Below are 25,745 nucleotides of genomic sequence, written 5' to 3' on the forward strand. Positions count from 1 at the left end.
AGGTGACGACCACCGTGCAGATCCTCGAGTTCGTGCTGCAGGTGCTTCTGGGCATCACCAGCCTGCTCCTGACGTTGCTGATCCTGCTCCACAAGGGGCGTGGCGGCGGCCTGTCCGACATGTTCGGCGGCGGGATGAGTTCCGCTATGGGCTCGTCGGGGCTCGCCGAGCGCAACCTCAACCGTTTCACGATCGTGCTCGCGCTGGCGTGGTTCCTCTCCATCGTCGCCCTCGGCCTCATCACGAAGTTCACGGTGCTCTGATGGCCACGGGAGGGAACGCGATCCGCGGCACCCGCGTCGGCGCGGGGCCCATGGGCGAGCAGGACCACGGTCACCACGCTGATCGCGTGGCGATTTCGTACTGGGATGCTCTCGGTAACGAAACCGTGCGCTATTTCGCTGCCGGTATCGCCGAGGAAGAGATCCCCGAGACGATCGACTCGCCCCACTCGGGGCTGCCGGCCGGCCGCGACAAGGCGAACCCGCCGGCTGTCGCCAAGACCGAGCCGTACAAGACGCACCTCGCCTACGTGAAGGAGCGTCGCACTGACGAAGAAGCCGAGCAGCTCCTCGATGAGGCCCTGCAGCAGCTTCGCGAGCGTCGTGGGCTGAACTGACGCGAGACGCACGACGCGACGAACGAAGAAGAGAGCGGATGCCACGGCATCCGCTCTCTTTCGTTCATCCGGGTCGGCGACGTCAGTACTGGTCGTCGATCAGCTCCGGCGGCACCTGAGCGGCGGTCGCTTCGTCGGTGAACAGGATCGTGCGACGAGTGCCCTTGGCGCCTGCGGCGGGCACGCTGTGATAGCTGGCGCCGGCGAGGGCGAGCCCGAGTGCCGCCGACTTGTCGGGTCCGGCCAGCACCATCCACACACGCTTGGACCCGTTGATCACGGGACGTGTGAGGGTCACGCGGTCGGACGGGGGCTTGGGGGAGTCGTGTACGGCTGACACAGGGCTGTCGGTGATGCGGATCTCACCGCGGTCCGGGAACAGCGAGGCGATATGGCCGTCGGGGCCGACGCCGAGGAAGCAGATGTCGAATACGGGCCAGGCCGCCTCGTCCGAACCGGCTGAGGCGAGCTCTGCCGCGTACGCCGTAGCCGCGGCCTCGGCATCCGGGACCTCGTCGGATGCGGCGATGGGGTGCACGTTCTCGGCGGGCACGGCGATCGCATCGAGGAACGCCCGGCGGGCGACGGCTTCGTTCCGGTCGTCGCTGTCGCGCGGAACGAAGCGTTCGTCGACCCACCAGAAGTGCACGCGCGACCAGTCGACGCCGTCACGATCCGGGTGGGAACCCAGCCGCTCGAGCACATCGCCGATGATCCCGCCGCCCGCGAGCCCGACGTTGACGGTCCGCCCGTCCGCGCCCCACTTCGCCACGCGATCGAGGAAGCGTGACGCGATGGAGCCGGTCAGGGTGTCGACGTCAGGACTGATGACGACGCGTTTCTCGGCGGTGGGCATGTCAGGCGTCTCCCGCCGGCGATCGGTGGAGTCTCGCCCAACCGTCGGTGATGACGCGCCCGTAGAGGACGTCGGGCCCCAGGCGGCGAAGCTCCTCGGCGAGGCACTCGCGAAGCGTCCGACGGGGGAGGACGAGGTCGTGCGAGGGCTGGCCCGGCTGCGTCAGGGTCGCGTCGATGGTCGTGGTGCGCTCGAGCAGGACGTCGCCGCTCGGACGCTTCAGCCGCACGCTGCGGATGCCGTGCTCCCATTCCTCGCGGGGGGCGTACTGCCAGTTCACCGGCACGTCCAGCATGAGGCACAGCCACGCCGCGAGCAGCCCCGTCGACGGAGAGCTGCCGCTTCCGACGACCTCGACCTCGGTGACGGGGTCGTAGGGCGGCTGGTCGAGCACGGCGGCGAGCTGCTCGCGCCAATGGGTGAGGCGGGTCCACGCGAGGTCGGTGTCGCCGGGGGCGTAGCCGGTGCCGAGGGCGGCGAGCCGTCCGCTGTCATACGGCAGGGTGGCGGCGTCGGTGATGCGGCGCTGCGCGATGCGGCCGATGGGAGACTGCGAGGGGTCTGCCGGCGGGTGGTCGGGCCACCATGCCACGACGGGGGCGTCGGGGAGCAGCAGGCCCGTCACGAGCGCCTCGTCGTTGCTCGCGGCTCCGCCACTGGCGCGCAGGACGATGACCTCGCTCGCCCCGGCGTCTCCGCCGACCCGGATCTGCGCATCGAGCTTCGATTCACCCTCGCGATTGGTGATCAGCACGATCACGCGCATCGGGTGCTCGCGCGATGCATCATTGGCCGCCTCGATCGCGTCCTCTTCGAGTCCGTGCGAGGTGGCGATGACGAGGGTCAGCACTCGCCCGAGAGCGACGGCGCCACCCTCCTCGCGCACGTTGACGAGTTCGCGGGCGATCTTCGACACCGTCGTGTCGGGCAGATCGACGATCATGGACGCCTCCAGACGCGGCCGTCGCGGGCCAGCAGTTCATCTGCGGAAGTGGGACCCCAGGAGCCGGGGGCGTACTGCTCGAGCGGACCGCCCTGCTTCGCCCAGAACTCCTCCACGGGGTCGAGGATGCGCCACGACAGCTCCACCTCTTCGTGGCGGGGGAACAGCGGCGGGTCGCCGAGGAGGACGTCGAGGATGAGGCGCTCGTACGCCTCCGGGCTCGACTCGGTGAACGCGTGACCGTAGCCGAAGTCCATCGTGACGTCGCGCACCTCGGTGGCCGCGCCGGGCACCTTCGACCCGAACCGGATCGTGACGCCTTCGTCCGGCTGAACCCGGATGACAAGGGCGTTCTGCCCGAGCTCGGTCGTCTGATTGCGCAGGAACAGGTGCTGCGGAGCACGCTTGAACACGACGGCGATCTCGGTCACGCGGCGACCCAGACGCTTGCCCGTCCGCAGATAGAACGGCACACCGGCCCAGCGACGCGTGGCGATGTCGACCTTGATGGCGGCGTACGTCTCGGTCGTCGACTCGGGGTCCATCCCGTCCTCGTCGAGGAAGCCGGTCACCTCCTCGCCGCCCTGCCAGCCACCGGCGTACTGCCCGCGGGCGGTCGCCGTCGACAGGTCGTCGGGGAGCTGGACGGCGGCGAGCACCTTCTCCTTCTCTGCGCGGAGGTGGTTCGCCTCCATCGAGATGGGCTCCTCCATCGCAGTGAGGGCGAGGAGCTGGAGGAGGTGGTTCTGGATGACGTCACGCGCTGCGCCGATGCCGTCGTAGTACCCCGCACGACCGCCGACGCCGATGTCCTCGGCCATCGTGATCTGCACGTGGTCGACGTAGTTCGCGTTCCAGATCGGCTCGAACATCTCGTTCGCGAAGCGCAGCGCGAGGATGTTCTGCACCGTCTCCTTGCCGAGGTAGTGGTCGATCCGGAAGATCGAATCCGCCGGGAAGGCCACCTCCAGCGCCGCATTGAGCTCGCGGGCCGTCTTCAGGTCGCTGCCGAACGGCTTCTCGATGACGACGCGTCGCCAGGTGTCGGCGTCGGCGTGCTCGTCGACCAGACCTGAGTCCTTCAGCTGCTTCGCGACGATCGGGAAGTCCTTCGGAGGGATCGACAGGTAGAACGCGTGGTTCCCCATCGTCCCGCGATCGACGTCGAGCTTCTCGACCGTCTCGCGCAACCGGCGGAAGGCGTCGGCGTCGCCGAACTCGCCCGAGACGAAGCGGATGCCCTGGAGGAGCTGCTTCCACGTCTCCTCGCGGAACGGGGTACGGGCGTGCTGCTTCACCGCGGCGTGCACGACCTCGGCGAAGTCCTGGTCCTCCCAGTCGCGGCGGGCGAACCCGACGAGGGCGAACCCCGGGGGAAGCAATCCGCGATTGGCGAGGTCGTACACGGCGGGCATGAGCTTCTTGCGCGACAGGTCGCCGGTGACACCGAAGATCACCAGGGCGCTCGGCCCGGCGATGCGGTTCATGCGGCGGTCGTCGGGATCGCGCAGGGGGTTGTGGGCGCGCGAGATCTCCACGGTCATGGGAGGGGTCTTCCTACTGGGCGGCTTCGAAAAGGGTGAGGACCTCGGTCGCGGGGTCCGTCAGGGTGAGTGTCACGACCGGCCGGCCGCGCCCGGCGAGGACTGCGGCGTCGCCGGAGGCCTGCGCCTCGATCAGTCGTCCGAACGTGAACGGGCGCCCCGGGATCTCGAGGTCGACGTCGGTGCGTTCGGTGATCTGGAGGAAGACGCCGTTGGCGGGGCCTCCCTTGTGATACTGGCCGGTGGAGTGCAGGAACCGCGGTCCCCATCCGAACGTGGTCGGGCGGCCGGAGTCCGCCGCGATCAGTTCGCGCACGCCGGCCAGCTGCGGCACCGCCGTGCGATCGACGTAGGCCTGAACGGCGACGTAACCGTCGGCCGGCACGCTCCGCCACAGGTTCGCGAGAACGCCGGCGAGCGTGTGATCCGCAGCGAGCGACGGATCGGACACCCGCACCTCGACGCCGTTCTCGACGAACAGCGGCGCGGAGGCGGTGGGCTGGGCGTCGTCGAGCAGAGCGCGCGCGGCGGACTTCGCCGCTTCGACGTCGGGCTGGTCGAACGGGTTGATCCCGAGCAGGCGACCGGCGATCGCCGTGGCGTATTCCCAGACCAGGAACTGGGCGCCGAGCGAGCCGCTGACGAGCACCTCGCCCGGGTGCTGCTCGAGGATCTGGAAATGGACCGCGTCGCCGACGAGCCGCACGACCTGCAGGTCATCGGGCAGGAGGTCGAGCTCGGGGGAGAGCGGGGTGGCGACGACGGGCAGGATGCCGGTGCCGGCCTTCCCGGTCGACTCGGCGACCAGCTGCTCGATCCAGTCGGGGAGTCCCACGATGTGGGTTCCGTCGCTGGTGAGAGCCAGCTTGTCGCGGCGCGGTTCTCCACCCGCGATCGCCGCAGCGAGCACGAGAGCGGGGTTGCGACGGTCGTCGACCGCCACTTCGAGCAGGGTCGCGTCTGCTTCGTCGAGCAGCTGACCGATGTCGGCTCCGGCCAGGCCGGCCGGCACGAGCCCGAACGCGGTGAGCGCGGAGTACCGCCCTCCCACCGTCGGGTCGGCGGTGAACACGCGGTGTCCCGCCGCGCGCGCCTCGGCCTCGAGCGGCGAGCCCGGGTCGGTGACGACGACGATCCGGTCGGCGGGGTCGATGCCGAGGTCGCTCCACGCCGCGGCGAAGGCCCGCCGGGCAGCGTCGGTCTCGACGGTCGATCCGGACTTGGACGAGACGACGAGGACGGTCTCGGCGAGACCGCCCGTCTCGGCGTCGCCATCGATGGCCGCCAGGACCTGCCCGGGGGCGGTGGAGTCGAGGATCGTGAGCGGCACCCCATGAGTGCGCGCGATCACCTCGGGCGCGAGCGACGAACCGCCCATCCCGGCGAGCACGACGCGCGTGATGCCGCGGGAGAGCAGCTCCGCGCGCAGCGCCTCGATCTCGGCGACGAGGGGGCGCGACACCGCTACGGCCTGCACCCAGCCGAGTCGACGAGACGCCTCGTCGGCGGCATCCGGACCCCAGAGGGTCGCGTCACCCGCGGTGATGCCGCTCGCCACCAGATCGGCCACGAGCCGGGGCAGCGTCTGCTCGACGACGTCGGAGACGTGCCCCGAGACGTGGATCTCGAAGCTCAACGGGCGCTCTCCAGAGCCGCCGTCACCGTGCCCTGCAGGTCGTGCCAGGACGCGATGAACTTCTCGACGCCCTCGTCCTCGAGCAGCTGCGTGACGTCGTCGAGGTCGATGCCGACGGCCGCGAGGTCGTCGAACACCTTGTGAGCCGCTTCGTACGCGCCGGTGACGGTGTCGCCCGAGATCACGCCGTGGTCGAAGGTCGCCTCGAGGGTCTTCTCGGGCATCGTGTTGACCGTGCCGGGAGCGACGAGCTCGGTGACGTAGAGGGTGTCCGGCAGTGCGGGATCCTTCACGCCGGTGGACGCCCACAGCGGACGCTGCAGGTTCGCGCCGGCGGCGACGAGGTCCTGCGCGCGCTGCTCGGCGAACTTCTTCTCGAACAGCTCGTACGCCAGGCGCGCATTGGCGACACCGGCGAGCGACTTCAGCTCGTTGGCGGCATCCGATCCGATCGCGGAGAGACGCTTGTCGACCTCGGTGTCCACGCGGGAGACGAAGAACGACGCGACGGAGTGGATGCCGCCGAGGTCGATGCCCGCCTCGCGGGCTCGTTCGAGACCGGCGAGGTAGGCGTCGATGACCTCGCTGTAGCGCTCGAGCGAGAAGATCAGCGTGACGTTGACGCTGATGCCGGCCGCGATCACCTCGGTGATCGCGGGCAGGCCCGCCTTGGTCGCGGGGATCTTGATGAGGACGTTCGGTCGGTCGACCGCGGCGGCGAGCTTCTTCGCCTCGGCGATCGTCGCGTCGGTGTCGTGTGCGAGGTCGGGGGAGACCTCGATCGACACGCGGCCGTCGACGCCGCCGGTCCTGTCGAAGATCGGGCGGAAGATGTCGGACGCGTTGCGGACGTCCGTCGTCGTCAGCTCGAAGATCGTGTCGTCGGTCGATGCTCCGGCCTTGGCCTGGGCTTCGATGGCCTCCTCGTATCCGACGCCGGCGCTGATGGCGGCCTGGAAGATCGAGGGGTTCGTGGTCACGCCGACGACGTTGCGCGTGTCGATGAGTTCCTGCAGGTTGCCGGTCGTGATGCGCTGGCGCGACAGGTCGTCGAGCCAGATGCTGACGCCGGCGTCGGAGAGGTCCTGGATGGGCGTGCTCATGCGTTGTTCTCCTCAACGGTTGCGCGGGCGGCCGCGACGACGGCCTCGGTGGTGATTCCGAACTTCTCGAACAGGGTCTGGTAGTCGGCCGATGCACCGAAGTGGTCGATGCCGACCGAGCGTCCCGTGTCGCCGACGATCGAGCGCCACAGCGGGGTGGCGCCGGCTTCGACCGACACGCGCGCTCGAACGGCGGAGGGCAGGACAGACTCGCGGTAAGCCTCGTCCTGCTCGGCGAACCACTCCAGCGACGGGGCGGAGACGACGCGCGCCTGGATGCCGTCCGCCGCGAGAGCCTCGCGAGCCTCCACGGCCAGCTGAACCTCGGAACCGGTGGCGACGATGATGACGTCCGGCTGGCCGCCCTCGGCGTCGACGAGCACGTAAGCGCCCTTCGCCACGCCGTCGGTGGTCGCGAAGCCGTCTTCGCCGCGGGGGAAGACCGGGATGTTCTGACGGGTCAGGGCGATTCCGGCGGGTCCGGCCTGACGACGCAGCAGCTCGTGCCACGCCGCGGCGGTCTCGTTCGCGTCGGCCGGACGGACCACCGTGAAGTTGGGGATCAGCCGCAGCGACGAGATCTGCTCGATCGGCTGGTGGGTGGGGCCGTCCTCACCGAGGGCGATCGAGTCGTGCGTCCACACGTAGATCGAGGGGATGTTCATCAGGGCGGCCAGACGCACCGCGGGGCGCATGTAGTCGCTGAAGATGAGGAACGTGCCGCCGAAGGCGCGCGTCTTGCCGTGCAGGACGATGCCGTTGACGATGGCGCCCATCGCGTGCTCGCGGATGCCGAAGTGCAGGACACGACCGTAGGGGTCGCCCGACCACTCGTGCGTGGACCACTCGGTGGGGATGAAGCTCTTGCCCGACTTGATCGTCGTCAGGTTCGACTCGGCGAGGTCGGCGGAGCCGCCCCAGAGCTCGGGGAGCTGCTCGGCGAGGGCGTTGATGACCTGTCCACTCGCCGCGCGGGTCGAGACCGCCTTGCCCGCTTCGAATGCGGGGACGCTGACGTCGGCCGGAAGCTCGCCCGATTCGAGGCGGTCGAGCAGGGCCTTGCGCTCGGGGTTGGCCTCGGCCCACGCGTCGAACGACTTCTGCCATTCGGCGCGCTCCGCGGCGGCACGCTCGGCGAGGGCGCGGGTGTGGGCGATGACGTCGTCGGCGACCTCGAAGCTCTTCTCGGGATCGAACCCGAGGACCTTCTTGGTGGCGGCGAGCTCATCGGCGCCGAGCGCCGAGCCGTGGATCTTGCCGGTGTTCTGCTTGCCGGGCGCCGGCCAGCCGATGATCGTCTTGAGGACGATGAGCGAGGGCTTGTCGGTCTCGCCCTTCGCGGCCTCGATCGCGTCATAGAGCGCGGCGACGTCCTCGACGTACTCGCCGGTGCTCTTCCAGTCGACCGTCTGGACGTGCCAGCCGTAGGCCTCGTACCGTGCGGCGACGTCCTCGGTGAAGGCGACGTTCGTGTCGTCCTCGATCGAGATCTGGTTCGCGTCGTAGATCGCGATCAGGTTGCCGAGCTGCTGGTGTCCGGCGAGCGAGCCGGCCTCGGCCGTGATGCCCTCCTGGATGTCGCCGTCGCTGGCGATGACGTAGATGAAGTGATCGAAGGGGGAGGTGCCAGCCGGCGCCTCCGGGTCGAAGAGGCCGCGTTCGTAGCGAGCCGCGTAGGCGAAGCCGACGGACGTCGCCAGACCCTGACCGAGGGGACCGGTCGTGATTTCAACGCCCTTGGTGTGGCCGTACTCGGGGTGTCCCGGAGTCAGCGAGCCCCACGTGCGCAGTGCCTTCAGGTCGTCGAGCTCGAGCCCGAACCCGCCCAGGTAGAGCTGGACGTACTGCGTGAGCGACGAGTGACCCGCCGACAGGATGAAGCGGTCGCGCCCGAGCCAGTCGGTGTCGGTGGGGTCGTGCCGCAGCACGCGCTGATACAGCAGGTAGGCGGCCGGGGCGAGGCTCATGGCCGTCCCCGGGTGGCCGTTGCCCACCTTCTCCACCGCATCCGCGGCCAGGACGCGGGCGGTGTCCACCGCGCGCCGATCGATCTCGTCCCAACGAAGTTCCGACACTCGGTCGCCTTTCTCGAGAGGCAGCGCCTGCGCATGCCGCTCCGCAGTCAGGAAGGGAGGGTTTCGGCGCCGGCGCGCGTATGTCTTCAGCATAGCGATCACGTCAGGCGCCCGGGGCGCGGACGTCGTCTTGTGACGGCGTGCAGCAGCCGCCTCCCGGAGGCCCCGCTCGGGGGATGCCCTAGACTGGACAGGTTCACAGCGGGTGAGATGCGGGGAGCGATGGACATCACGACGACTGCGGGTTCGGCCTCTGTCGACACTTCTCGCGGCACGTCCTTCGGTGCCACGGTGCGCGCCTACGTCGCGCTGACGAAGCCCCGCGTGCTCGAGCTGCTGCTCGTGACGACCGTCCCGGTCATGATCCTCGCCGCCGGTGGCCTGCCGAACCTGTGGCTGGTCCTGGCGACCGTGGTCGGGGGAGCGATGAGCGCGGGATCCGCTGCCGCGTTCAACATGTACCTCGATCGCGACATCGATGCGCACATGAAGCGCACGGAGAATCGCCCCATCGTGACGGGCGAGGTGTCGGCTCGGGGTGCGCTCATCTTCGCGTGGACCCTCGCCGTGGCATCCACCGTCTGGCTCGCCGTCACGACGAACTGGGTCGCGGCATCCCTCAGCGTCTTCGCGATCTTCTTCTACGTCGTCATCTACACGATGATCCTCAAGCGCCGCACCGAGCAGAACATCGTCTGGGGCGGCATTGCGGGGTGCTTCCCGGTCGTGATCGGCTGGTCCGCCGTGACCGGCTCGCTCTCCTGGGCGGCGCTGATCCTCTTCGTCCTCGTCTTCCTCTGGACCCCGCCGCACTACTGGCCGCTGTCGATGAAGTACAAGAACGACTACGACGAGGTCGACGTCCCCATGCTCGGCGCCACCCGCAACGGCTCTCAGGTCGGTCTGCAGGTCATCCTCTACGCGTGGGCAACAGTGGCGTGCTCGCTGCTGCTCATCCCGGTCGCGCCCATGGGGCTTGTCTACAGCGTGTCGGCGATCGTCTTCGGCGGGTGGTTCCTGTACGAGTCGCACCGCCTGTACAACCGCGCCGTCCGTGGCGAGCAGGCTCGCCCGATGCGCGTGTTCCACGCGTCGATCACCTACCTGACGCTCGTCTTCGTCGCCATCGCGGTCGACCCGCTGCTGCCCTTCTGACACCGGCGCCCGCCCGCCCTGCGGGGCTCGCTGGGCAGTTGGTGCCCCTTCGGGGAGTGGGTTGGGGCGTGTGCTGCCAGGTGAGCTCGCTGGGTTGGGCTCGCTGGGCAGTTGGTGCCCCTTCGGGGAGTGGGTTGGGGCGTGTGTTGCCAGGGGCGCTCGCTGGGTTGGGCTCGCTGGGCAGTTGGTCCCCTTCGAGGCGTGGGTTGGGGCGTCCGCTGCCAGGTGACGTTGCCCGGACCGGGGGCCCGGCAGCGTCTTCGGGGTCGGCAGGGGTGCGCTGAGAACTGAGCAGAGCGTGCAGAACGGCCGCCCTCCTGACTCCCGGTGAGCCCGGGCGGTGAGGAGGACGGCCGTCCTGAACGAGTGCGGCGGTGGTCAGCGCTGCTGCGCGTCGCCGGCCGGCGATTCCAGCGTCGAGGTCGTCGCCGGGTCGGGCGCCGAGGTGTCGGCGGCGCGAACCGCGGTCGTCTCCGTCGAGACGGGCGTCTCCGAGGCCGCGGGCTCCGAGATGGCGGTCTCCGACGCCACGGGCGCCGCGACGACGGGCTCGGCTGCGGCGGGCACCGCAGTGTGGTGCTCCTGCTGCGCGCCGGCGCCGCGCGCAGCAGCGGAGAGGACCGAGCTCAGCGCCGCGGTGGCGAGGGCGAGTGCCAGACCGACGACACCGGCACCCAGCAGGATGCCGCCGAAGACGCCCCAGATCTGGCCGACGTAGACGTCGACACCCGTGGCGGTATTGTCGAGAATGGTCGCCTCCATGTGGCTGAGCTTCTCGACCAGGACATAGGTGCCACCGCCGATCGCGGCAACCGATCCGGCAACGAGAATCCAGAACGGGATGCTGCGGACAATGCGGGGGTGAACGCTCATGGTGCTCCTTCGTGTCGCGACCGCTGTCGGCGGCCTCGAACACTCTGGGGGATCGACCTCTGCGTGCCCCTTCCGAAGCCTATGAGGCTTCTGTGTGCGCGACCTCTCGGGCGGCCGCGGGCGCCGCGCTGGCCAGCGGGGCCTTGAGAGACATCACGACGGCGACCATCGCGGACACGAGGGCCACGGCGAGCACCATGTGGATGTTCACGAGCGCGATTGGCAGGCCCGTACGCGCCTGCCAGAGGCCGACCGCGATCTGCAGCAGCTCGACGCCGAGCAGGAGGCCCGTCCATCGCTGCAGCCCGGTCGTGCGGGGGAGGCGCACCGCGCCGGAGACCAGCACGAGCGTCAGCACGAGGGTGATGTAGGCGGGCCAGCTGTGCACGTGCTGCCAGAAGATCGGGTCGAGACCGTTGCGGGCGGCCGCGTCGTCGCCGGCATGCGGTCCGGCCCCGGTGAGGAGGATGCCGACGACGACCGTCACGGTCACCGCGAGAGTAGTCACGTGCGTCGTGATGGCGTACGCGCGGGGCACGATGCGCACGCGCGGGCCGGGAGTGGCGTAGACGCGCACGAGGAATGCGGTCGCGAGGGCGACGAGGGCCGCGGAGATGAGGTAGTGGAGCCCCACGATGCTCGGGTGCAGGTGCAGCCACACCGTGATGCCACCGACGACGGCCTGCACGATGATCCCGAGGCCGACGAGGAAGCTCAGCACCGGCAGCTCGCGTCGCGTGGCGCGCAGGCGGATGACGGACAGGAAGGCCAGGAGCGCGACGATGACGAGCACGCCGGTCAGGGTGCGGTTGCCGAACTCGATGAGACCGTGGATGCCCATCTCGGGTGTCGGGGTGAGCGAACCCTCCGTGCAGTACGGCCACGTCTCGCACCCCATGCCCGATCCGGTGAGCCGGACGAGGCCGCCGGTGCCGACGATGCCGATGTTCGTGATGACGAGCAGCCATGCCATGACGCGCGTCCATCGCGTGATGGCGGTGGGCATGATCGTCGCGACGAGTCCGGGGCGGGTTCGGACCAATGACATCGGAGTCCTCCGGGGGCGCTCGATTCGCGCCTCGTACGTTCCGGGCAGGCCCGCGGATGGGGGCGTTGCCTGTAGAATCGGGTGTGTTCGGGATGGCGGCGCGTGTGCACGTCGTCCCTCATAGTCTAGGCGCGGCATCCGCGTCCATCAGGCCCGCGAATCGGCATCCCCGTCCACGTGACTCCCGTCGGAGTCGGGAATGCCGGGACGGATGACACCGTTGCGGTGCGAAGAGGAGGAAAGTCATGTCGGATGTGCTGATCGACCGACCGGAACTCGAAGGCCTGGGGGTGTACGAGTTCGGCTGGCACGACACGGATGCCGCGGGCGCTGTCGCGCAGCGCGGCATCAACGAGGACGTCGTCCGCGGGATCTCGGCCCTCAAGAACGAGCCGGAGTGGATGCTGAAGACCCGTCTGAAGGGCTACCAGCTGTTCGGCCGCAAGCCGATGCCCACGTGGGGCGCCGACCTCAGCGATATCGACTTCGACAACATCAAGTACTTCGTGCGCTCGACCGAGAAGCAGGCGCAGTCGTGGGAGGACCTCCCCGAGGAGATCCGCGAGACCTACGAGAAGCTCGGCATCCCCGAGGCCGAGCGTCAGCGTCTTGTCGCCGGTGTCGCGGCCCAGTACGAGTCCGAGGTCGTGTACCACCAGATCCGTGAGGATCTCGAGGCGCAGGGCGTCATCTTCATGGACACCGACACGGCTCTCCGCGAGCACCCCGAGTTCTTCGAGGAGTACTTCGGCACCGTCATCCCGGCGGGCGACAACAAGTTCGCGGCGCTGAACACGGCGGTGTGGTCGGGCGGCTCGTTCGTCTACGTTCCCAAGGGCGTCCACGTCGAGATCCCGCTGCAGGCCTACTTCCGCATCAACACCGAGAACATGGGGCAGTTCGAGCGGACCCTGATCATCGCCGATGAGGACAGCTACGTCCACTACATCGAGGGGTGCACCGCGCCGATCTACAAGAGCGACTCGCTCCACTCGGCGGTCGTGGAGATCATCGTGAAGAAGAACGCCCGCGTTCGCTACACGACGATCCAGAACTGGTCCAACAACGTGTACAACCTCGTCACCAAGCGCGCCGTCGCCCACGAGGGCGCGACCATGGAGTGGGTCGACGGCAACATCGGCTCCAAGGTGACGATGAAGTACCCGTCGATCTACCTGATGGGGGAGCACGCGAAGGGCGAGACCCTGTCGGTCGCCTTCGCCGGTCCCGGTCAGCACCAGGACGCCGGCGCCAAGATGATCCACATGGCGCCCTACACGCAGTCGTCGATCGTCTCGAAGTCGATCGCGCGCGGCGGCGGGCGGGCCGGCTACCGCGGAGAGGTCCGGGTCGACGCGAACGCGCACCACTCGGCCAACACCGTGCGCTGCGACGCCCTGCTCGTCGACACGATCTCGCGGTCCGACACGTACCCTGCGATCGACATCCGCGTCGATGACGTCCAGCTCGGGCATGAGGCCACCGTCTCCAAGGTGTCCGAGGAGCAGCTGTTCTACCTCATGAGCCGCGGCATGCCCGAGGACGAGGCGATGGCCATGATCGTGCGCGGCTTCATCGAGCCGATCGCGCGCGAGCTCCCGATGGAATACGCCCTCGAACTCAACAAGCTCATCGAGATGGGCATGGAAGGCAGCGTCGGCTGATATGACGAGCGTCACCCAGGCCCCCGCCACCGGCGAGAAGGGCCACATCGACCCTGCAGCGGCATTCGTTCCCGTCCAGACGCGGTCCGAGCGGCCGTCGTCGTACGACCCGGCCGATTTCGGCGCCCCGACGGGCCGCGAGGTCAACTGGAAGCACACCCCCATCGACCGGTTGGCCCCGCTGCTGGTCGACGAGGCCGGTCCGACGGGCGTCGTGTCGGTCGAGGTGAGCGCGCCCGCCGAGGTCGAGCAGTCTCGGCTCCGCGTGGGCGATGCGCCCCGCGGCGAGGTCTTCCGTCCCGAGGACCTGCCGAGCGCCATCGCGTGGTCGCAGGAGGCCGAGGCGCCGCTGCTGCGGATCCCCGCGGGCGTCGAGCTGGCCGAGCCGGTCGTGGTCAGCCTTCGCGGCAACGGCGGCCTGGCCCACGCGCACGTGGTGATCGAGGCCATGCCGAACGCGCGCGGCACCGTCATCCTCCGCCACGAGGGGACGGCCGCCCACGCGCAGAACGTCGAGATCATCGCTCGCGACGGCTCAGCGCTGACGGTGGTCTCGCTGCAGCGCTGGGACGACGACGCGGTCCATGCCGCGGCGCATCAGGCCCGCGTCGACCGCGACGCCTCGCTCACGCACGTCGTGGTGAGCCTCGGCGGCGCGGTGGTCCGCGTCAACCCGTCGCTCGAGCTTGCCGGCGCAGGGGCCGAGGGGCGGATGTACGGTCTGTCGTTCGCCGACTCCGGCCAGCACCTCGAGAGCCAGGTGTACCTGCACCACAAGGGCCCGCAGACGGTGGGCGATGTGTTGTACAAGGGCGCGCTGCAGGGCGAGAGCGCCCACAGCGTCTGGATCGGCGATGTGCTCATCGGCCCCGACGCCGTGGGGACCGACTCCTACGAGGCGAACCGCAACCTGGTCCTCACCGACGGTGCGCGTGCCGACTCGATCCCGAACCTCGAGATCGAGACGGGCGACATCCAGGGTGCAGGCCACGCCAGCGCGACCGGCCGGTTCGACGATCAGCAGCTGTTCTACCTGCAGGCGCGGGGCATCCCCGAGGCCGAGGCTCGCCGCCTGGTCGTGCTCGGATTCCTCGCCGAGATCGTCCAGAAGATGGGCGTCGACGAGCTCGCGGACGAGCTGCTGGAGGCCATCGAGGCCGAGCTGGCGGCGGGAGCCGACGCGTGACCGCTCAGAAGGTGCTCAAGCTCAGCGAGCTGGAGCAGGACACCGCGGTGCGCGTCGTCGTCGACAAGGTGCCGATGGCGGTCGTCCTCGACGCCAACGGCGAGGTGCACGCGATCGGAGACACCTGCACGCACGGCGACATCTCGCTCGCCGAGGGCTTCGTGGAGGGCGACACACTGGAGTGCTGGGCGCACGGCTCGGCGTTCTCCTTGCGCACCGGTCAGCCCCTGAATCTTCCGGCGTACGAGCCGGTCCCCGTTTACGAGGTCACGATCGAGGGGGACGACATCCTCATCGATCCCGCCGTGACCCGCGATGTGAAGTGAAGTAAGGAACCCGACATGTCTGTTCTCGAGATCCGCGACCTGCACGTGACGGTCGAGACCGAGGCGGGGGCCACCCCGATCCTCAACGGCGTCACCCTCACGGTGCGCACCGGCGAGACCCACGCGATCATGGGGCCCAACGGCTCCGGCAAGTCGACGCTCGCCTACGCGATCGCCGGACACCCCAAGTACACCGTGACCGGCGGCTCGATCACGCTCGACGGCGAAGACGTCCTCGAGATGTCGGTCGACGAGCGGGCCCGTGCCGGCCTCTTCCTCGCCATGCAGTACCCGGTCGAGGTGCCCGGCATCACGGTCACCAACTTCCTCCGCACGGCCAAGACGGCCGTCGCGGGCGAGGCGCCCGCGATCCGCTCGTGGACCAAGGACGTCAAGCAGGCGATGGCCAACCTGCGCATGGACCCGAAGTTCGCGCAGCGCAACGTCAACGAGGGATTCTCGGGCGGTGAGAAGAAGCGTCACGAGATCCTCCAGCTCGAGCTTCTCAAGCCGAAGATCGCGGTGCTCGACGAGACCGATTCCGGCCTCGACGTGGACGCGCTGAAGATCGTCTCCGAAGGCGTGAACCGTGCGAAGGCCGACACCGACCTGGGTGTGCTGCTGATCACGCACTACACGCGCATCCTGCGGTACATCCAGCCGCAGTTCGTTCACGTCATGGTCAAGGGCCGGATCGTCGAAGAGGGCGGGCCCGAGCTCGCCGACCGACTCGAGGAAGAGGGCTACGACCGCTTCCTCGACGCCGACACCCCCGTCGACGCGTAGGATCGTTACATGACCGCAACACTCGCGCCCGAGAAATACGACGAGGTCACCGAGGCTCTCAAGGACGTCATGGATCCCGAGTTGGGGATCAACGTCGTCGACCTGGGTCTCATCTACGACCTCGCGTGGGACGACGAGAACGACGCTCTCATCATCCACATGACGCTGACGTCGGCGGGCTGCCCGCTGACCGACGTCCTGGAGGAGCAGACGGCTCAGGCTCTCGACAACGTCGTGGATCGCTTCCGCATCAACTGGGTGTGGATGCCGCCGTGGGGTCCCGAGCGGATCACGGACGATGGCCGCGACATGATGCGCGCTCTCGGCTTCGCGATCTGACGACTCCTGAAGACGAGCCCCCGTGACCGCCCGACGGCGGATCCGGGGCTTTCGTCATGCGGCGACACCTACCGGCGCGACGCCTGGCGGCGCAGCTAGGCTCGCCGGATGAGCACCCAGCCCCTCGACGCCCTCCCGCTCGAGACGCTGCGGCGACGGTCGAGCACGAAATGGCGATCGTACCCGCACGACGTCATCCCGATGTTCGTCGCCGAGACCGATTTCGCGCTCGCGGAGCCGATCACGAGTGCGCTGCGCGAAGCCGTGGAGATCGGCGACACCGGTTACACGCCGCCGCAGCCCGGTATCGCCGAGGCCTTCGTTGGGTTCGCCCACCGCCGATGGGGATGGACGGTCGACCCGAGCCGGGTCCGCTGGACCGGGGACGTCATGATGGGCGTCGTCGAGCTCCTGCGCGCCACGGTCGCTCCCGGTGACCGGGTCGTGGTCCACCCCCCGGTGTACCCGCCGTTCTTCGATACGGTCGCCGAGGCGGGGGCCATCGTCGAAGAGGTGCCGCTGACCGACACCGGCTCGGGCTGGGAGCTCGATCTCCACGGCATCGAGCGGGCCCTCATCGGCGGCGCGCGAGCTGTTCTGCTCTGCAACCCCCACAACCCGACGGGAACCGTGCACTCGGTCGAGTCCCTGCGAGCACTCGCTGCTCTGGCGCACCGATACGGCGCCGTCGTGATCAGCGACGAGATCCACGGACCCCTCACGGGCGGCGAGGTCGCCTTCGTCCCCTTCCTCACAGCGTCGCCCGAGGCCGCCGCCGTCGGATACGCGGTGACGAGCGCATCGAAGGCGTACAACCTCGCCGGACTGAAGTGTGCGGTGATCGTCACCGCGTCCGAGGGGAATGCAGACGTCGTACGCGGGTTGCCCTGGGAGGTCGAATGGCGCACCGGCCTGTTCGGCGCGCTGTCGACGATCGCCGCGTTCTCGCCCGAATCGGATGCGTGGCTCGACAGCCTCCTCGTGCGCCTGGATCAGAACCGGCGGCTGCTGGGGGAGCTGTTGGCCGAGCACCTTCCGCTTGCGCGCTATCGCGTCCCCGACGCGGGGTTCCTCGCGTGGATCGACGTGTCGGCGTACGGCTGGGGCGATGACCCGGCCGACCCGATCCGAGAAGGCGCCCGGGTCGCCCTTCACCATGGCCCGTTCTTCGGAGCCGAGGGCGTCGGGCACGTGCGGCTCAATTTCGGCTGCGGGCCCGACGTCCTGCATGACGCCGTCGGCCGCGTCGGCGCGTTCGCGCGTCAGACGGTGCTGGCCCGCGGCTGAGGCGTCCGCCGCGTCGTCGACTCGCCAGGGAATGCGGATGCCGGGCGCCTCGCACCCGCAGATACCGGCGAGTCGTCCTGCGTGCGTCGTCAGTTCTCGGAGCGCCCGAGCCGCCAGTAGCCCATGAACGCGACGGCGCGGCGATCCACGCCGACGGTGCCGACCAGGTGGCGTCGAAGCGTCTTGATCGCCGACGCCTCGCCGGCGAGCCAGGCGTAGAGGGGAGCGCGCTTGAGGGCGGCCCCTCCCTTGGCCGTGCGGGGCACCTCCCAGAGGATGTCGGCGTCGATGTCGATCTCCTCGACCTCGGCGCCGATGCCGGCCGGTGCCAGCCGTGCGGCGGTCTGCTCCACCGTCGAGATCAGGTGGCTGTGGCGCTGGCCCTCGTCGGCCCGCGCCGCGATCCGGCGCTCGAACCCGGGGTGGTGCGGCAGATAGTCGAGGTCGCCGCTCGTCGGGAGCTCGAGCACGACAGTGCCGCGCGCGTCGGCCGGGAGCTGTTCGAGGATCACCGCGATCGCCGGGGCGGCCGTCTCGTCGCCGGCGAGCAGGATAGCGTCGGTGTCGGCGGGCGGAACGAAATCGATTCCGTAGCTCACCCCGGTGTGCGCGGTCGTCGGCGCCAGGATGAGCACTTCGTCGCCGACGCGCGCATCCGCGATCCATGCCGAGGCCGGGCCGATGACATCGTGCGCGACCATGTCGATGTCGACTTCGCGCAGCTCGGGCCGGACAGCGCGCGTCGTGTACGTCCGCATCACGGGGCGGGCGTCGGGGGCGAGTGCGCGCCAGCCCTCGTACCAGTCCGGGCCCGTCGGCATGGTGTCGATGGACGCGGTCTCGGTGGGGAACAGGATCTTCACGCGCTGGTCGAAGCCGGGGTCGCCGTACTCCGCCAGGTCGTCGCTGCGGAAGGTGAAGCGCCGGAAGCTGGGGGTCAGGTCGGTGATGGCCGCGACGGAGACGCGGAAGAAGTCGAGTGCGGGGCGAGTCATGGTTTTCCAATCAGCTCTGCGGGCACATGGTGACGCCCGATGGGGAGCACGAGCGGCCGCCCCGTGAGCGGGTCGGGGATGACGCGGCTGTCGAGCCCGAACACCGCGCGCACGGTCTCGGCGGTCAGGACCTCTCCGGGGTCGCCGGCGCCGTAGAGGTGCCCGCCGGCCATCGCGACGAGGTAGTCGGCGTACCGCGCCGCGAGGTTCAGGTCGTGCAGAACCATGACGATCGTCGTGCCGCGACCGCGATTGAGGTCGGTGAGCAGGTCGAGCACGTCGATCTGGTGACTCACGTCGAGGAACGTCGTCGGTTCGTCGAGCAGGAGCACATCGGTCTGCTGGGCCAGCGCCATGGCGATCCACACACGCTGCCGCTGGCCGCCCGATAGCTCGTCGACGGAGCGATCGGCGATGGCGGCCGTGTCGGTCGCATCGAGCGCCTGGGCTACCGCCTCGTCGTCGGCCCGGGTCCAGCGGGCCAGCGGGCCATGGTGGGGCGTCCGGCCGCGGCTCACGAGATCGGAGACCGTGATGCCCTCGGGAGCGATCGGCGACTGCGGCAGCAGACCGAGATCACGAGCCACCCGCTTCGTCGGCAGCCGGTGGATGTCCTTCCCGTCGAGCAGCACGCTTCCGGACCGCGGGGTGAGGAGCCGGGCCATCGATTTCAGCAGCGTCGATTTGCCGCATGCGTTGGCGCCGACGATCGCGGTGATACGGCCTCCGGGGACCGTGAGGTCGAGCTCGTCGACGATGACGCGGTCACCGTAGCCGAGACGGACGCCACGCGCTTCGAGAGAGCGGTCCGCGGTCATAGTGAGCCTCCTGAGCGGCTGCTGCGGATGAGCAGGAAGATGAGATAGGGAGCACCCAGCACCCCGGTGACGACGCCGACGGGCAGGCGGATGCCCAGCAGATACTGCGCCGTGAGGTCGGCGACCAGGACGAGGAGCGACCCGAACAGACCCGCGGCGAGAACCGGGGATCCGACGGGCCCCATCATCCGTGCGGCGATCGGGCCCGAGAGGAACGCGACGAACGAGATCGGGCCGGCCGCTGCGGTGGCGAAGGCCAGGAGCGCGACGGAGGCGACGATGAGCAGGACGCGGCGGCGTTCGACGGGGACACCGAGAGCTGCCGCCGTGTCGTCGCCGAGGCGCATGAGCTCGAGGTCGCGAGTCAGCCACAGCAGAACGGGAACGACCACGACCATCGTGAGCGCCAGCGGGACCGCCTGACCCCACGACGCTCCGTTGAGGTTGCCCGTGATCCACCGCATCGCGGCCTGAAGATCCCATTCCGCCGCGCGCGAGAGCACGTAGGACACGACGCTGTTGAAGATCGCCGCGACACCGATCCCGATGAGGATGAAGCGAGCCCCGGCACCCCCGTCCTTGAACGCGAGCAGGTAGATCATCAGCGCAGTCGCCAGTGCGGCGACGGTGGCCAGCAGCGAGATGCCCGCCTCGCTGAGCGACAGGAAGACGATACCGACGACCGCCGCGGCACTCGCGCCGGCGTTGACGCCGATGATGTCGGGGCTGGCGAGCGGATTGCGCAGCATCGTCTGGAACACGGCGCCGCCCATTCCGAAGCAGAGACCCGTGAGGAGTGCGACGGTTGCCCGGGGCAGTCGTAGCTCGCCGACGGTGAACGAGGCACCGGGAACGGTCTGGCCGGTGATGACGCCCCAGACCTCGGCAGGGGTGTAGAAGGTCTGACCGACCATGAGCGAGACCGCGTACATGACGACGACAGCTGTCAGCAGCGAGCCGACGACGACCCGTCTGCGCCAGGCGCGCCGCGTGCGACCGGCGACGACGACGTCGATGGTCGCACGGGTGGCTGCGGCGGTCACAGAGCGCGCATCTTCTGTCGGCGGACGATCGCGATGAAGAACGGGGCTCCGATGAGCGCGGTCACGATTCCGACCTCGACTTCCTGAGGGCGCGCGATCACACGGCCGACGACGTCGGCGACGATGAGAAGCCCCCCGCCGACGAGCGCCGAGACGGGGAGGAGCCAGCGGTGGTCGGGACCGACGAGCAGGCGGCAGATGTGCGGCACGATCAGCCCGACGAAGCCGATGGGGCCGGCGACGGCGGTCGCGGCGCCGCAGAGGATGACGGCACCGAGTGCGGCGACCAGGCGCGCCGTGCGAACGCGCTCGCCGAGCCCCGCCGCGAGCTCGTCTCCGAGCGCGAGCGAGTTGAGTGCGGCGCTGGCCGCGAGGCAGATGACCATTCCGACCGCGAGGAAGGGGAGTACGAGGAGGATCTTCTCGACGGTGGCACCGCCGACACCGCCGATCTGCCAGAACCGGAAGACGCTCATCACGTCGATGCGGGGGAGGAGGATGGCGCTGATCAGCGAGCTGAAGGCGACCGCCGTCGCCGCCCCCGCGAGAGCGAGTTTGAGAGGGCTCGCGCCGCCGCGGCCCAGGGACCCGATCGTGTAGACGAAGACGGCTGCGATGGCCGCGCCCAGCATGGCGAGCCAGATGTAGCCGAACGCGCTGGACACGCCGAAGAAGGCGAGCCCGATGACGACGGCCAGCGATGCGCCGCCGTTGATGCCGAGGATCTGCGGGTCCGCGAGGGGGTTGCGCGTGACACCCTGCATGACGGCGCCCGACACGGCGAGGGCCGCGCCCACGACCAACGCGAGCACCGTGCGCGGAACGCGCTTGGAGACGGCGGCCGCCGAGGTGCTCTCGATGCTCCCGGTGAGGCCCGCGATGATGTCGTCGAAGGAGACGGCACGCGTTCCGAACGTCACCGAGACGATGGCCGCCACCAGGACGAGCAGCGCCAGGATGACGAGCCAGACGACCCGCCGCCGCCGCGAGTCGCGCCGCAGGGGCGCGTTCACGGCGGCGGGGGCCGTCGTCATGGTCGGAACGCTCACGGCATCCGGAGCAGGTCGACTGCGATCACGAGCTCGCCTTCGCGGCAGCCGCACCGATCATGTCGACGTACTCCGAGGTCAGCGGATCGGTGATCGAAAGGGGGCTGGGGTTGGCGGCGGCAGCGAGCGGGTCGTTCGCCGCGGGCAGCACGACGACGGCTCCCGACGCAACGGCGGGGATCCGCGAGAGCAGCGGGTCGGCCTGCATCGCCGCGAGCGTGGTGTCATCGCCGTAGGTCACGAGCACCTGCAGGTCGGCGAATCGCTCGATCTCTTCGGTGCTGTTGGTGATCCAGAACTGGTCGGTGCCCTTCGACTGCTCGGCGACGGTCGCCGCCGGGGTCAGCCCCAGGTCCTCGAGGAAGAGCGGGCGCGGGTCGGCCGTCGAGTAGAAGCCGATCTGGCTCAGGTCGGTCGCGTCGAACGAGCTGAACAGCGTCGTCTTGCCGGCGATGTCGGGGTACGCGCCCGTCAGATCGTTCAGGTGTGCGGTCAGGTCGTCGACGAGGGTCTCCGCCTCGTCCTTGAGCCCGAGGGCCGTGCCGTTCATGACGGTGAGCTCCTGCCAGCTGGTGCCCCAGGCGATGTCGGGGTACGCCACCACCGGGGCGATCTTGCTCAGGGTGTCGTAGTCGTCCTGCGTCAGCCCCGAGTAGGCGGCGAGGATGACGTCGGGCTGGGTGTCGGCGACGGCCTCGAAGTCGATGCCCTCGGCCTCGTCGAAGAGGACGGGCGTCTCGCCGCCGAGCTCGTCGAGCTTGTCCTTCACCCAGGGGAGGATGCCGTCGCCGTCATCGTCGCCCCAGGTCACCGCGGGCATGCCGACGGGCACGACGCCCAGAGCGAGCGCGGCCTCCTGGTTTCCCCACGAGACGGTCGCGACCCTCGTGGGCTTGCTCTCGATCGTCGTCTGTCCGAACGCGTGATCGATGGTGACGGGGAAAGCGTCGGACGACGCGTCGCTCGAAGCGGCGGGCGCCGAGTCGGGAGCCGCGGTGGAACCGCAGCCGGCGAGGAGCAGCGTGGCTGCGATGAGGGCTGCGGCGGCTGTGCGGATGCGGGGCACAGTGTCCTCCAGAGGAGAGGTGAGTAAGGGCAGGCTTACTTTACGTCCGCGGCGCGCATCCCGCCAATCCGCTGCAGCCGGACTGAAGGTGCCGCACCGCGTGGTTCTCGGCAGCTCGAGGAACGGCCGCGCCGACACCGAGTAGGATGAGAGGCTGGCCGTTCGGCCGCCCCTCCCTGTTCCTGACGATTGGACGATCGCTGTGCTCGCCGTGCACGACCTCGAAATCCGCGTGGGCGCGCGCACGCTGATGTCGGACGTGTCCTTCCGCGTCTCCGACGGAGACAAGATCGGACTCGTCGGTCGCAACGGCGCCGGCAAGACCACTCTGACCAAGGTGCTCGCCGGCGACCTGCTGCCCAGCGACGGCAAGGTCGAACGCTCGGGCGAGCTCGGCTACCTGCCGCAGGACCCGCGCTCGGGTGACCCGGAGATGCTCGCACGCACGCGCATCCTCGACGCCCGCGGCCTCGGCACGATCGCGGTGGAGATGCAGAGCGCGTCGCTCGAGATGGGTTCGGATGACGAAGCCGCGGCGGCCAAGGCCATGCGCCGGTACGGCAATCTCATGGAGCGGTTCGAAGCGCTCGGCGGTTACGCGGCCGAGGCCGAGGCCGCATCGATCGCCCATAATCTGTCGCTGCCCGACCGCATCCTCGATCAGCCGCTGAAGACACTCTCCGGTGGGCAGCGGCGGCGCATCGAGCTGGCCCGCATCCTGTTCTCGGACGCGCAGACGATGATCCTCGACGAGCCGACGAACCACCTCGATGCCGACAGCGTCGTGTGGCTGCGGGAGTTCCTGAAGGGGTACAAGGGCGGCCTGATCGTCATCAGCCACGACGTCGAACTCGTCGGCGAGACCGTGAATCGCGTCTTCTACCTCGACGCCATGCGTCAGGTCATCGACGTCTACAACATGAACTGGAAAAACTACCTGCGCCAGCGCGTCGCGGATGAGGAGCGTCGCAAGAAGGAGCGCGCCAACGCCGAGAAGAAGGCGACCGCCCTGCAGCAGCAGGCGGCCCGTTTCGGCGCGAAGGCGAGCAAGGCAGCAGCCGCGCATCAGATGGTGGCGCGCGCCGAGAAGCTCCTCTCGGGTCTCGACGAGGTTCGCCAGGAAGATCGCGTCGCGAAGCTGCGCTTCCCCAAGCCCGCCCCCTGCGGGAAGACGCCCCTCATGGCGTCGGGGCTGTCGAAGTCGTACGGTTCGCTGGAGATCTTCACCGACGTCGATCTCGCCATCGACCGCGGGTCGAAGGTCGTCGTCCTCGGTCTCAACGGTGCCGGCAAGACGACGCTGCTGCGCATCCTCGCGGGCGTGGACCAGCCCGACACGGGCGTGCTCGAGCCCGGGCACGGCCTTCGCATCGGCTATTACGCGCAGGAGCACGAGAACCTCGATGTGGCGCGGTCGGTGCTCCAGAACATGATGTCTGCCGCGCCCGACATCACCGAGACCGAGGCGCGCAAGGTGCTCGGATCGTTCCTGTTCACCGGGGACGACGTGCTCAAGCCCGCCGGGGTGCTCTCCGGCGGCGAGAAGACCCGTCTGTCGCTGGCGACCCTCGTCGTCTCGTCGGCCAACATGCTGCTGCTCGACGAGCCGACCAACAACCTCGATCCCGCGTCACGCGACGAGATCCTCGGCGCGCTCGCTCACTACGAGGGCGCCGTCGTCTTGGTGTCGCACGATGAGGGAGCCGTCGAGGCGCTCAATCCCGAGCGTGTGCTGATCCTTCCCGACGGCGTCGAGGACATCTGGGGACGCGACTACCTCGAGCTCATCACCCTGGCCTGACGGCCCGGGGCGCGATCAGCTGCGCGTCGAGTCGAGGATCGCGTCCTCGTCCTCCATGTCGCGGTCGCGCTTCACGTCGCGGCGGCGCCGGAGGCTCGCCGGGACGACGGACGCCTCACCCGAGCCGGATGCCGTGGCCGCGGGTGCCGGTGATTCGGCTGCCTCGGGCGCTGCGAGCGCGGCGGCCGCAGCATCCTCTTCGTCCTCACGTCGGTGCCGGCGCTCGGTGCGGATCATGTACCAGATGAAGACGAAGCCCATGATCGCGAACAGGATCCACTGGATCGCGTACGACAGGTGCGGTCCCGGGTCCTCGGACGGGATCGGCATGGCACCGAGACCGTCGGCCGGCGCGGGATCCTCCGAGACGAGGAGCCCGTATGCCGATGTCACGACATCGCCGGTCAGGCGGGCTTCGTCGGCGACGAGGTCGACGTTGATCGTCGGGACCTGACCGTCGGGGGCCGACCGCCCCGAGGTGGGCGCCGCCTCGGCGGGCTTGAGGCGAGCGACCACCGTCACCGTGCCCGAGGGCGGTGCGGCGATCGCGGCGGGTTCGGGGCTGTCGGATGCCGGGGGTACCCAGCCGCGATCGACGATGAAGATCCGCCCGTCCGTCGTCTCGAACGGCACGAGCACCTCGAAGGCGGAGGTGCCTCCGTGGGGGCGGTTGCGCACCAGCACCTGGTCGTCGGCCCGGTACTCGCCGATGAGCTCCACGGGGTGCCACTCGTCGGCCGGATCGAACTCGGTCCCGGACGGGAGGATCTCCGATAGCGCCGCGGGATCGGCGTCGTAGTTCCGCTCGACGAGCTCGAGCTGCGCGCTCCGCTCCTCGTTGCGCGTGAACTGCCAGTTCGACAGGTAGGCGCAGGCGATCGCGAAGGCGATGGCGACGGCGACATAGCCGGTCCAACGCAGGGCGGTCTTACCTCTCATGATGCGCCCGCCTCGGTCGTGTCCACGACGAGACGCTCCACGCTGACGGGGAAGTCCCGCGCCGCGACGAACTCGCGCAGGTATGCGACGTGGTCGTCGCACGCCACCCAGATCTTCCGCCGGTCGGCGGCGTGGATGCGGGGGTTGCGCCAGATGACCCGCCACCGTGCCGACGCGCGGCATCCGGCGCGGGAGCACTCGATGTCGTTCACTCCGGCCGTGACTCCCGGATCTCGATGACGGTCGGTTTCGCAGGCGCCTGCGGCTCGCGCGTGGTTTCGTCGGGGTGCTCGGGGAGCGCTGCGAGGGGCGAGACGGCAGCGGGCTCCCGCGCATCGTCTCCCACATTCGCGATCACGACGGCGATGTACGGCAGGAACACCGCTCCGACCGCGAAGGCCGCCGTGTGCCAGCCGTAGGGGGTGATGACGACCATGAGGACGAAGCACACCACGCGTACCGCCATCATGATGAAGTACTTCGTCATGCGACGGTTCGAGTCGTCGTGCGGGGCTCGCGGGAGCGAGGTCGCCGACGGGGTGGCGGGCTGATGCTTCACGGTGCATCAAGGATACGCCCGCGGGGCCGGGGGAG

26 protein-coding genes are annotated in these 25,745 nt (G+C 69.3%); 10 read left to right on the forward strand and 16 right to left on the reverse strand.

What is annotated here, in order from left to right; translation table 11 throughout:
* The first annotated feature begins 14 nt into the window (after positions 1 to 14).
* Both secG and C1N74_RS06085 read left to right on the forward strand, forming a co-directional pair.
* Positions 15 to 263 (forward strand): preprotein translocase subunit SecG, encoded by a 249-nt coding sequence (secG, locus tag C1N74_RS06080; RefSeq protein WP_036304945.1) that lies wholly within the window; start codon positions 15 to 17, stop codon positions 261 to 263.
* On the forward strand, positions 263 to 619 hold the full coding sequence (locus C1N74_RS06085; RefSeq protein WP_023951465.1) for an RNA polymerase-binding protein RbpA: 357 nt from the start codon (positions 263 to 265) through the stop codon (positions 617 to 619). Before secG ends, C1N74_RS06085 begins: the two co-directional genes overlap by 1 nt.
* Before the next feature lie 82 nt (positions 620 to 701).
* Here the strand turns inward: C1N74_RS06085 and pgl are convergent, their stop codons facing one another.
* The 6 genes from pgl to tkt are packed head-to-tail and all read right to left on the reverse strand — an operon-like array spanning position 702 to position 8,776.
* Positions 702 to 1,475, reverse strand: coding sequence for a 6-phosphogluconolactonase (gene pgl, locus C1N74_RS06090; protein ID WP_064956825.1), 774 nt, complete (start codon positions 1,473 to 1,475; stop codon positions 702 to 704).
* Position 1,476: 1 nt separating this feature from the next.
* Complete coding sequence (locus tag C1N74_RS06095; protein ID WP_023951461.1) at positions 1,477 to 2,418, reverse strand: glucose-6-phosphate dehydrogenase assembly protein OpcA; 942 nt, start codon at positions 2,416 to 2,418, stop codon at positions 1,477 to 1,479.
* Entirely contained in the window at positions 2,415 to 3,962 is a 1,548-nt protein-coding gene (zwf, locus tag C1N74_RS06100; RefSeq protein ID WP_023951458.1) for a glucose-6-phosphate dehydrogenase, read from the reverse strand. Before zwf ends, C1N74_RS06095 begins: the two co-directional genes overlap by 4 nt.
* Positions 3,963 to 3,975: 13 nt before the next feature.
* On the reverse strand, positions 3,976 to 5,598 hold the full coding sequence (locus C1N74_RS06105; protein WP_137750177.1) for a glucose-6-phosphate isomerase: 1,623 nt from the start codon (positions 5,596 to 5,598) through the stop codon (positions 3,976 to 3,978).
* The gene (tal, locus tag C1N74_RS06110) at positions 5,595 to 6,701 is read right to left on the reverse strand and encodes a transaldolase (protein WP_137750178.1); all 1,107 of its coding nucleotides are present in this window, start codon (positions 6,699 to 6,701) and stop codon (positions 5,595 to 5,597) included. The genes C1N74_RS06105 and tal overlap by 4 nt, the downstream gene beginning before the upstream one ends.
* A complete protein-coding gene (gene tkt / locus C1N74_RS06115; RefSeq protein WP_088380353.1) occupies positions 6,698 to 8,776 on the reverse strand; it encodes a transketolase in 2,079 nt (692 codons plus the stop codon). Before tkt ends, tal begins: the two co-directional genes overlap by 4 nt.
* 222 nt (positions 8,777 to 8,998) lie before the next feature.
* Between tkt and C1N74_RS06120 the strand changes: the two genes are divergently transcribed.
* A complete protein-coding gene (locus tag C1N74_RS06120) occupies positions 8,999 to 9,931 on the forward strand; it encodes a heme o synthase (protein WP_023951449.1) in 933 nt (310 codons plus the stop codon).
* 378 nt (positions 9,932 to 10,309) lie between these two features.
* Here C1N74_RS06120 and C1N74_RS06125 read toward each other — a convergent pair whose 3' ends face one another.
* Positions 10,310 to 10,804, reverse strand: coding sequence for a dinucleotide-utilizing enzyme (locus C1N74_RS06125; protein ID WP_088380352.1), 495 nt, complete (start codon positions 10,802 to 10,804; stop codon positions 10,310 to 10,312).
* A 79-nt stretch (positions 10,805 to 10,883) separates the two neighbouring features.
* A complete protein-coding gene (locus tag C1N74_RS06130; RefSeq protein ID WP_137750179.1) occupies positions 10,884 to 11,852 on the reverse strand; it encodes a heme A synthase in 969 nt (322 codons plus the stop codon).
* 245 nt (positions 11,853 to 12,097) lie between these two features.
* Between C1N74_RS06130 and sufB the strand changes: the two genes are divergently transcribed.
* From sufB to C1N74_RS06160, 6 genes are all read left to right on the forward strand, one after another.
* The gene (gene sufB, locus C1N74_RS06135) at positions 12,098 to 13,516 is read left to right on the forward strand and encodes a Fe-S cluster assembly protein SufB (RefSeq protein ID WP_023951442.1); all 1,419 of its coding nucleotides are present in this window, start codon (positions 12,098 to 12,100) and stop codon (positions 13,514 to 13,516) included.
* 1 nt (position 13,517) lies between these two features.
* A complete protein-coding gene (sufD, locus tag C1N74_RS06140; protein WP_137750180.1) occupies positions 13,518 to 14,702 on the forward strand; it encodes a Fe-S cluster assembly protein SufD in 1,185 nt (394 codons plus the stop codon).
* Positions 14,699 to 15,028, forward strand: a complete 330-nt coding sequence (locus C1N74_RS06145) for a non-heme iron oxygenase ferredoxin subunit (RefSeq protein WP_023951438.1) — start codon at positions 14,699 to 14,701, stop codon at positions 15,026 to 15,028. Before sufD ends, C1N74_RS06145 begins: the two co-directional genes overlap by 4 nt.
* Positions 15,029 to 15,043: 15 nt before the next feature.
* Complete coding sequence (sufC, locus tag C1N74_RS06150; RefSeq protein WP_023951436.1) at positions 15,044 to 15,814, forward strand: Fe-S cluster assembly ATPase SufC; 771 nt, start codon at positions 15,044 to 15,046, stop codon at positions 15,812 to 15,814.
* Positions 15,815 to 15,823: 9 nt separating this feature from the next.
* A complete protein-coding gene (locus tag C1N74_RS06155; protein WP_023951434.1) occupies positions 15,824 to 16,153 on the forward strand; it encodes a metal-sulfur cluster assembly factor in 330 nt (109 codons plus the stop codon).
* A gap of 108 nt (positions 16,154 to 16,261) precedes the next feature.
* A complete protein-coding gene (locus C1N74_RS06160; protein ID WP_137750181.1) occupies positions 16,262 to 17,440 on the forward strand; it encodes a MalY/PatB family protein in 1,179 nt (392 codons plus the stop codon).
* Positions 17,441 to 17,529: 89 nt separating this feature from the next.
* On the opposite strand, the gene C1N74_RS06165 is transcribed toward C1N74_RS06160, so the two are convergent.
* Genes C1N74_RS06165 through C1N74_RS06185 form a run of 5 tightly spaced genes read right to left on the reverse strand, consistent with a single transcriptional unit; the run spans position 17,530 to position 22,411 of the window.
* On the reverse strand, positions 17,530 to 18,435 hold the full coding sequence (locus C1N74_RS06165) for a siderophore-interacting protein (protein ID WP_023951430.1): 906 nt from the start codon (positions 18,433 to 18,435) through the stop codon (positions 17,530 to 17,532).
* Positions 18,432 to 19,253 carry an ABC transporter ATP-binding protein gene (locus C1N74_RS06170; RefSeq protein WP_114598655.1) on the reverse strand — a complete coding sequence of 274 codons (822 nt, stop codon included), beginning with the start codon at positions 19,251 to 19,253 and terminating at the stop codon, positions 18,432 to 18,434. The genes C1N74_RS06165 and C1N74_RS06170 overlap by 4 nt, the downstream gene beginning before the upstream one ends.
* Positions 19,250 to 20,296 (reverse strand): iron chelate uptake ABC transporter family permease subunit, encoded by a 1,047-nt coding sequence (locus C1N74_RS06175; protein WP_137750182.1) that lies wholly within the window; start codon positions 20,294 to 20,296, stop codon positions 19,250 to 19,252. Before C1N74_RS06175 ends, C1N74_RS06170 begins: the two co-directional genes overlap by 4 nt.
* Positions 20,293 to 21,330: an iron ABC transporter permease gene (locus C1N74_RS06180; protein ID WP_023951424.1), complete on the reverse strand. Its 1,038-nt coding sequence runs from the start codon at positions 21,328 to 21,330 to the stop codon at positions 20,293 to 20,295. The genes C1N74_RS06175 and C1N74_RS06180 overlap by 4 nt, the downstream gene beginning before the upstream one ends.
* A 40-nt stretch (positions 21,331 to 21,370) precedes the next feature.
* Positions 21,371 to 22,411 (reverse strand): iron-siderophore ABC transporter substrate-binding protein, encoded by a 1,041-nt coding sequence (locus tag C1N74_RS06185; RefSeq protein ID WP_064956818.1) that lies wholly within the window; start codon positions 22,409 to 22,411, stop codon positions 21,371 to 21,373.
* 202 nt (positions 22,412 to 22,613) lie between these two features.
* On the opposite strand from C1N74_RS06185, the gene C1N74_RS06190 reads away from it, so the two are divergent.
* Entirely contained in the window at positions 22,614 to 24,212 is a 1,599-nt protein-coding gene (locus C1N74_RS06190; RefSeq protein ID WP_023951420.1) for an ABC-F family ATP-binding cassette domain-containing protein, read from the forward strand.
* A 15-nt stretch (positions 24,213 to 24,227) separates the two neighbouring features.
* Here C1N74_RS06190 and C1N74_RS06195 read toward each other — a convergent pair whose 3' ends face one another.
* Genes C1N74_RS06195 through C1N74_RS06205 form a run of 3 tightly spaced genes read right to left on the reverse strand, consistent with a single transcriptional unit; the run spans position 24,228 to position 25,710 of the window.
* On the reverse strand, positions 24,228 to 25,151 hold the full coding sequence (locus tag C1N74_RS06195; RefSeq protein ID WP_114598657.1) for an SURF1 family protein: 924 nt from the start codon (positions 25,149 to 25,151) through the stop codon (positions 24,228 to 24,230).
* A complete protein-coding gene (locus C1N74_RS06200; RefSeq protein WP_036304608.1) occupies positions 25,148 to 25,363 on the reverse strand; it encodes a hypothetical protein in 216 nt (71 codons plus the stop codon). The genes C1N74_RS06195 and C1N74_RS06200 overlap by 4 nt, the downstream gene beginning before the upstream one ends.
* Entirely contained in the window at positions 25,360 to 25,710 is a 351-nt protein-coding gene (locus C1N74_RS06205) for a DUF3099 domain-containing protein (RefSeq protein ID WP_258318014.1), read from the reverse strand. The genes C1N74_RS06200 and C1N74_RS06205 overlap by 4 nt, the downstream gene beginning before the upstream one ends.
* Positions 25,711 to 25,745: the final 35 nt, after the last annotated feature.

The sequence above is a fragment of the Microbacterium sp. SGAir0570 genome, from assembly GCF_005491085.2.
Lineage (GTDB): Bacteria > Actinomycetota > Actinomycetes > Actinomycetales > Microbacteriaceae > Microbacterium > Microbacterium arborescens.